This window comes from Bacillus sp. T33-2, assembly GCF_002860205.1.
Taxonomy (GTDB): domain Bacteria; phylum Bacillota; class Bacilli; order Bacillales; family Cytobacillaceae; genus T33-2.
Map to the genome: position 1 here is coordinate 39,916 of NZ_PGVB01000050.1, position 6,553 is coordinate 46,468.

Here is a 6,553-nt window from a genome sequence, read left to right on the forward strand (position 1 = left end):
GTCCTTTCTATTAAAAAACAGGGCACTGCTGTTTAATCTAGCAGCAGTGCCTGCTTTTTATTTTTACTTGCCGTGCTTACTTGCCCATTCGTTTTTTACACGTTTCGTAATCTCCTTAATCGCGTCATCCACTGATTTCTGGCCATGGAAAGCGAGCTCGCCCTCTTGTTTAAAGATTTGTGAAACCACAATATTATTTACACCTGGAAGCATCGGGTATTCAGGGTAATCTTTTGTTTCTAAGAAGTAGTGAAGGTTTTTCGGTTTTTGCGTGCCATCGCCAAGATAGGCTTTTTCAACATCCTTGTCCATATAGCCGGTTAAATAACCTTCTGATGCAAGTTGCTCTGCCCCTTCTTTTCCTGTCATGTATTTCAGGAATTCAAAGGCTTCTTTTGGATACTTAGTGTTTTTATTCATCATGATCGATACAGGTAATGCAAGTGATGTATTCTTGGCAACACCCTCCGGATGTGGAATCGGAACAACATCCCAATCAAACTTTAAGGTTCCTTCTTTTTCTGCTTGGCGAAGCTGGGCAACATGCCAGTCTCCAATAATGTTCATCGCAATATTTCCTTTTTGGAACGCTGCATTATAATGGGCTCCCGTTGTAACCTGTTCAGACCATTTCATGATAGATCCATCCTTTTCCAGATCAATCCTCAGCTTCAATGCATCCTTAAATGCTGAATGGTCTTTATCGATAAGGGAAGCACCCTTTTGAACGGCACTCATATACCATGTTTGCGGCCATTGTTGTAAATATGCGCCGTATATTTTATTTTCTCCGCTTCCACTTGTCATTTTTTTCGCTAGTTCTCTAAACTCATCCCATGTCATATCATCGCTTGGATATTCGACACCTTTTTCGTCGAATAACGTCTTATTATAATAGAGCATCCAGTTAGATTTACGATATGGCAGGCTCATCACTTTTCCTTCATATTTATAGGTGTCATACATCGTTCCATAGCCCGTAACATCCATTTCACTTTCTTTAATGTGTTTATCCAGCGGTTCCAATAAACCAGTATCAATCATATTATCCATTTGACCGGTAAATAGATCATATCCATCCCCGCCTGAAAGCTGCATACGGATTTTTTCGTAATACTGCTGTTGCGGGAAGGTTTCAAACGTAATTTCAACATTTGGATGATCTTTTTTGAAATTATCGTACCCTCTTTTAAAAGCCCCCTCGTCTGCTGGGAATACCGCCATTTTTAAACTAACTTTTTCATTGGATTTTTTTGGCTTGCCAGTACCTGCACTGCCTTTTTCCGTACTACTTGCACAGCCTGCGATTAAGCCAATGCATAAAAATAAAGTAACTACTAAACTAACTATTCTTTGCATGTGTTTCTCCCCCTTATTTTTTTAAATATTTTGTTATATACTGAGTGTAAGGGTTTTCATTTTTTTCAATAAGTAGAAAATTTCTTTCCCCCTTTTTATCAAACTAGGAGTGACTCCCGTGATTTTTTTAAGTCTTTTATGTATCGTTTTACTTGTTTTTTTTATTTATAAAAACTTAGATAGCCGCTCCATCTTCTTTTTATGTACCCTAACCATTGGCTGGATTTTAGCCTATATTGCTTTTACACTCTATTTAACTAAATTTAATTATTATTTCAGTATTGTGAATCAATTCTTGGGTTTCAGCCCAGGCACCTGGACTTATCTTGTTCTGAAAAACCTTGATGAGAATACGTTGATTCGCTTATTTAATACCGGTATTATCCTTTTTTATTTTTCATTATTAAGTTATTCCGTATTGTTTGCTACAAGCCATAACATGAATCGAAAATTATTCTACATATACATTCTCCTGGGTATGATTGGGATCATCCAATTCCTTTTTTATGATCCAAGTATAAATCTTAAGCTTCAAAATCTTGCTTCAGATCATGGCATGTTGGACCAATATAATCAATATAGCCACACCGGTGATATTGTGTTTCAGATAGTAAATTTTGCGTACATATTGATCAGCTTTGCTTTATTTATCTACCATTACCTTATGAATAATAGTCTTAGATTCATCCGAGATCATACACTTTATAATTTAATTAGCTTACTGCCTTTGACCTTTGTACACCTATTTATTTTTTACTGGGCGCCATCCAATTTTGTTCGAGCGACATTCAGCGAAAACTATGTAAATTATTTACAGCCTTCGATTAATTTGTTTTTAATTGAATACCAATTTTTTCCTTTCGTTGTTCTTGTAGCCATTGTGATCATGATTATTAATGTTTATAAGTACAAATCAAATGAAGCCCGTTACTCTAGTATGAATATCATTACAAAGAAAAAAATTGATACGGCTTCCCTTGGAATTCGGGCCTTTACCCACGCCATCAAAAATCATTTGCTCGCGATTCGTTCGGAAACAGAATACTTGCAGGAAAAATTCGCGAATGATGAGGATGCGCTGTATAGCCTAAAACTGATCGTAGACTCCTGCGAAAAATCCTTTCAAAGCATTAATGAGGCAAATGACAAACTGAAACAGATTACGTTAAATATGAAGGGAGCACCTCTGAACATTCCTATTGAAAAAGCGGTTAAACACTTCCGTTCCAATACATCGAATGTGAACATTCATTTCGAAAAATCCAGTTCTAACAATCTAGTACTGATAGATGAAGATCAAATCCAGGAAGTAACCGTCAATATCATCAAAAATTCAGTAGAGGCTTTACAAAACACTGGGGGCAATGTTTGGGTGAGTATTAACCATGTTGACCAGTGGGGAACTGTAAGGATTAAGGATGACGGTCCAGGTATTGATGCCGAAAACGTGGATGAAATTTTCACTCCATTTTTTTCAACAAAACCATCTATTACAAATTGGGGAATCGGTCTTTCCTTTTGTCATAAAATCATTACTGCCCATGGAGGAAAAATTGAAGTAACAAGTGAACTCGGGAAATATACTCAATTTGATATTTTATTGCCGCTTCTAAAGAGGGTATAAAATTTTACCCCTACATTATTTTTAAGGGAGGGAAGAATCTTGGAAACCATTCAAATATTAATCGCGGATGATATGGAAGCCCACCGAAGACGTCTCGAAAGGATTATTAACAGCGTTGGGAATCTTTCCTTGATTGGTTCCGCCAAAAGTGGATATGAAGCAGTCGCCTATGCCGCTATAAAGAAACCTGACATTGTTTTAATGGATATCGAGATGGAAAGCCCTATGGCGGGTATAAAGGCTGCATCGGAAATTAATAAAATTTTACCTGATACGAAAATCGTGATGTTGACGATCCATCAGGATAATAATGTGGTTTTTGCGGCTTTTCAAACGGGTATCGTCGATTATTTAATGAAATCTGCACCGAAACAAGAAATACTGGAAGCAATTTATTCCGCAGCGAACAATCAATCACCCATTCGTCCAATTATTGCAGAAAAAATTAGACATGAGTTTGCCCGGATTAAAAAATCAGAAGATCAGCTAACACATTTTTTCAAAATTATCGCCAACCTTACACCATCGGAACTGGAGGTTTTAAAACTCCTTTGCAGCGGTTTAAAACGAAAGGAAATTGCCGAAGCACGTGCAGTTGAATTGGAGACTATCAAAAAACAAGTCAGCAGCCTGTTAAAAAAATTTAATCGAAATACTGCCAGAGAAGTAGTCGAGGAAGTGAACGAGTTAAACCTTTTCGATATAATTAAGGAGATTTCTTAATCTAAAATGTGGACGAGTAAAAGTTTCCCTTCCCTTCCATTTTGAACTTATTAATCTAAGAATTACTGAATTAAATCCTTAATGTAAGCAACAGTGATCCAATTCCTAATATAAAAGTTGTGACAATACGCTAGGTAATAGAGGGGAGTTTTTATGGGTAGTAGACTCGTTCATAAAACACTACAAGGATTAAAAAAAAGACTAGACACTAATAATCAACTTATCATATCAGGACGGGCAGGCGCGCTTAGCAATGCCATTTGTAAATTTAACCCACCAGCAATGATAGACGCGATTACTGATTTTGAGAATTTAACAAATTTTATGCTGCCTGAAGACCATAAGGAATTTCTGCTTCAACATAATGGCAGCACAATATTCGATATCATAATCGACAATAATATACATGCTGGCGGAGGGTTGGATATCTTTTCATTAGAAAAAATTAAGCAGTCTCTTAATGATTTAAGTTTGCTGCCATCTAATTATTTACCCATTGCTCATTTATTGGATGGTCACTATTTAGTTGTTGACCGCAAATGCCTTGAAGAAAATGACCCGAATTATCTGTCTATAACAAACTTCTTAGAAACCACCCGTTTAAACTTGAATTTTGAGATCTTTTTAGACCGATATATTGTAGCTCAGGGAAACATTTTCTGGAGTTGGCCAATTTACACAGCCAAGAACTATTATCGAACACATAATGATTAATAAATAACTTGGAGGTTGGACGAGAGGTAATACCTTTTAATCCAGCTTCTTTTTTTGAAAATAAAAAGGAATTTTCGTTAGCTTCTGTAACTATCATCGTTACAGATACTAGAAAAGGTTGGTGAACAATTATGAGCAACATTCCATCATCAAAGGATTTTAAAGAGGAAATTCAAAGGTTGAAAAGGAGCTGTGGGATGCAAATTCCTTCCCCCTTGGCTGAAAAAGATTGGCATTCGGTATCCCTTGAATTTATAGTGTGGTAGATATGTCACATTCTAATCAATAACCTAATTTTAACATTTATGCTTATAGAAATTTTGTTTTTTCATTTTCTGTAACTGCTCTCAATAGACAACCCCTTCCGGCCGAGACTTTTGTTTTATTTAAAAAATCCACGAATGAAATTGTTAACAAACTTCACAATTCAGTCACGATCTGTAGTAAGATGGAAATAGTATTTCGGAACACGAAAAATAAGACATAGCGAGGTCAAAGGGATGTGGAGAAACAGGAACGTATGGATTTTGTTAACAGGGGAGTTTATCGCCGGTCTCGGGTTGTGGCTTGGCATCATTGGAAACTTGGAGTTCATGCAGGATAAAATACCGTCCGATTTCTTCAAGTCGCTCCTCATGGCCGGCGGCTTGCTTGCCGGGATAGCGGTTGGCCCATGGGCAGGGCGGCTTACTGATCAGTCGAGCAAAAAAACTGTGATGCTGGGCGCCGGCGTCATGAGGGCTGTCAGTGTCATCTTCATGCTTATCGCGATTCACACAGGATCTATCTGGTGGATGCTCATTTTTTTCTTTTTAATCCAAATTTCTGCCGCTTTTTACTTTCCGGCACTTCAGGCAGCACTGCCCCTTGTTGTAGCTGAAAAAGATTTGCTCCAGCTGAATGGCGTCCATATGAATGTGGCGACACTTTCGAGGGTACTTGGAACGGCTGTTGGCGGAATCTTTTTGGTGATCATGCCCTTATACATGCTGTATATCTTTTCATTGGCAGCGTATATTATCCTGTTCATCCTTACCTTATTATTGAACATAGATGAAACGAAGGCAGATCTACCGGCAACAGGCAGGGCCTTAAAAAAGGCTGGATTTAAAGAAGTATTTCCAGTCATAAACAAGCTTCCGATCGTTGCAATGACCCTAATCATGACATTGATACCCCTGTTGTTTATCGGCGGCTTCAATCTTTTGGTCATCAATATCAGCGAACTCCAGGACAGCTCTGCCATTAAAGGGTGGATCTACACGGCAGAAGGAATCGCCTTCATGACCGGTGCATTTTTTATCAAACAAATCAGCTACAAGTTCTCGCCGTACAATATTTTATTTGCCAGCTCTTTCGCGATTGGCCTGTCCCAGCTGCTTCTGTATATGGCGGACCAGCCGGTGCTGACCATCCTTGCTTTTGTCATATTCGGATTTTCGATTGGCTGCTTTTTCCCTACTGCTTCGACCATTTTTCAAACAAAGGTGCCCAAGGACTTTCACGGCCGATTTTTCTCCTTCCGAAACATGCTTGACCGGGTTACCTTCCAGGTAGTTCTTTTGATAACGGGTTTCCTGCTCGACGTTGTCGGACTGCAGTGGATGTGTGTCATATTTGGAGGCACCACGCTCGCGGCAACCATTATTTTTTATGTAAAACACCGCAAAACTCACATGGTTTGCGAACCGGAAAGGCAAGCGGGGTAGATAACGTCCCGCTCTGGGGCCTGACCCCCGTCGCGTTATCGTATTAACGCACTGGGGGTCAGGCCCCACCAGTAAGAAAAACCGGGCAAAAACCGCCCGGTTCTTTTTGTTCACAGAACATCCGAAATTGTGCACTCTTTCCTATATACTTCTATATATATACTCAAGGTATATTTTTCCGCCACATTTGTCGCATAAAATTGCCGGTGTCATTGCCACCCCGTCGGACACTCCTAGGATATCGAATCCGCCCACTACTACCTGTTTGTGTCACCCAGAACACGGCTAGATGACCGAACTAGCTCGCCGATACCTGTTTGCGTCACCTAGAACCCCGCTAGATGACCGAACCAGCTAGCCGATACCTGTTTGTGTCACCTAGAACCCGGCTAGATGACCGAACTAGCTCCCCGATACCTGTTTG

General features: G+C 39.2%; 5 protein-coding genes. 4 read left to right on the top strand and 1 reads right to left on the bottom strand.

Going from position 1 to position 6,553, the window contains the following annotated elements; all coding sequences use genetic code 11:
- Positions 1-63 precede the first annotated feature (63 nt).
- Positions 64-1,359, bottom strand: coding sequence for an ABC transporter substrate-binding protein (locus tag CVD19_RS22805; RefSeq protein ID WP_101585477.1), 1,296 nt, complete (start codon positions 1,357-1,359; stop codon positions 64-66).
- Between the two features lie 118 nt (positions 1,360-1,477).
- Between CVD19_RS22805 and CVD19_RS22810 the strand changes: the two genes are divergently transcribed.
- The 4 genes from CVD19_RS22810 to CVD19_RS22825 all read left to right on the top strand — a co-directional run bounded on the left by CVD19_RS22810 (position 1,478) and on the right by CVD19_RS22825 (position 6,129).
- Complete coding sequence (locus tag CVD19_RS22810) at positions 1,478-2,983, top strand: sensor histidine kinase (RefSeq protein WP_101585478.1); 1,506 nt, start codon at positions 1,478-1,480, stop codon at positions 2,981-2,983.
- Positions 2,984-3,022: 39 nt separating this feature from the next.
- Positions 3,023-3,706 carry a response regulator transcription factor gene (locus CVD19_RS22815; RefSeq protein ID WP_101585479.1) on the top strand — a complete coding sequence of 228 codons (684 nt, stop codon included), beginning with the start codon at positions 3,023-3,025 and terminating at the stop codon, positions 3,704-3,706.
- 153 nt (positions 3,707-3,859) lie between these two features.
- Entirely contained in the window at positions 3,860-4,420 is a 561-nt protein-coding gene (locus CVD19_RS22820; RefSeq protein WP_101585480.1) for an SMI1/KNR4 family protein, read from the top strand.
- A 500-nt stretch (positions 4,421-4,920) separates the two neighbouring features.
- A complete protein-coding gene (locus CVD19_RS22825; RefSeq protein WP_101585481.1) occupies positions 4,921-6,129 on the top strand; it encodes an MFS transporter in 1,209 nt (402 codons plus the stop codon).
- The last annotated feature ends 424 nt before the right edge of the window (positions 6,130-6,553 follow it).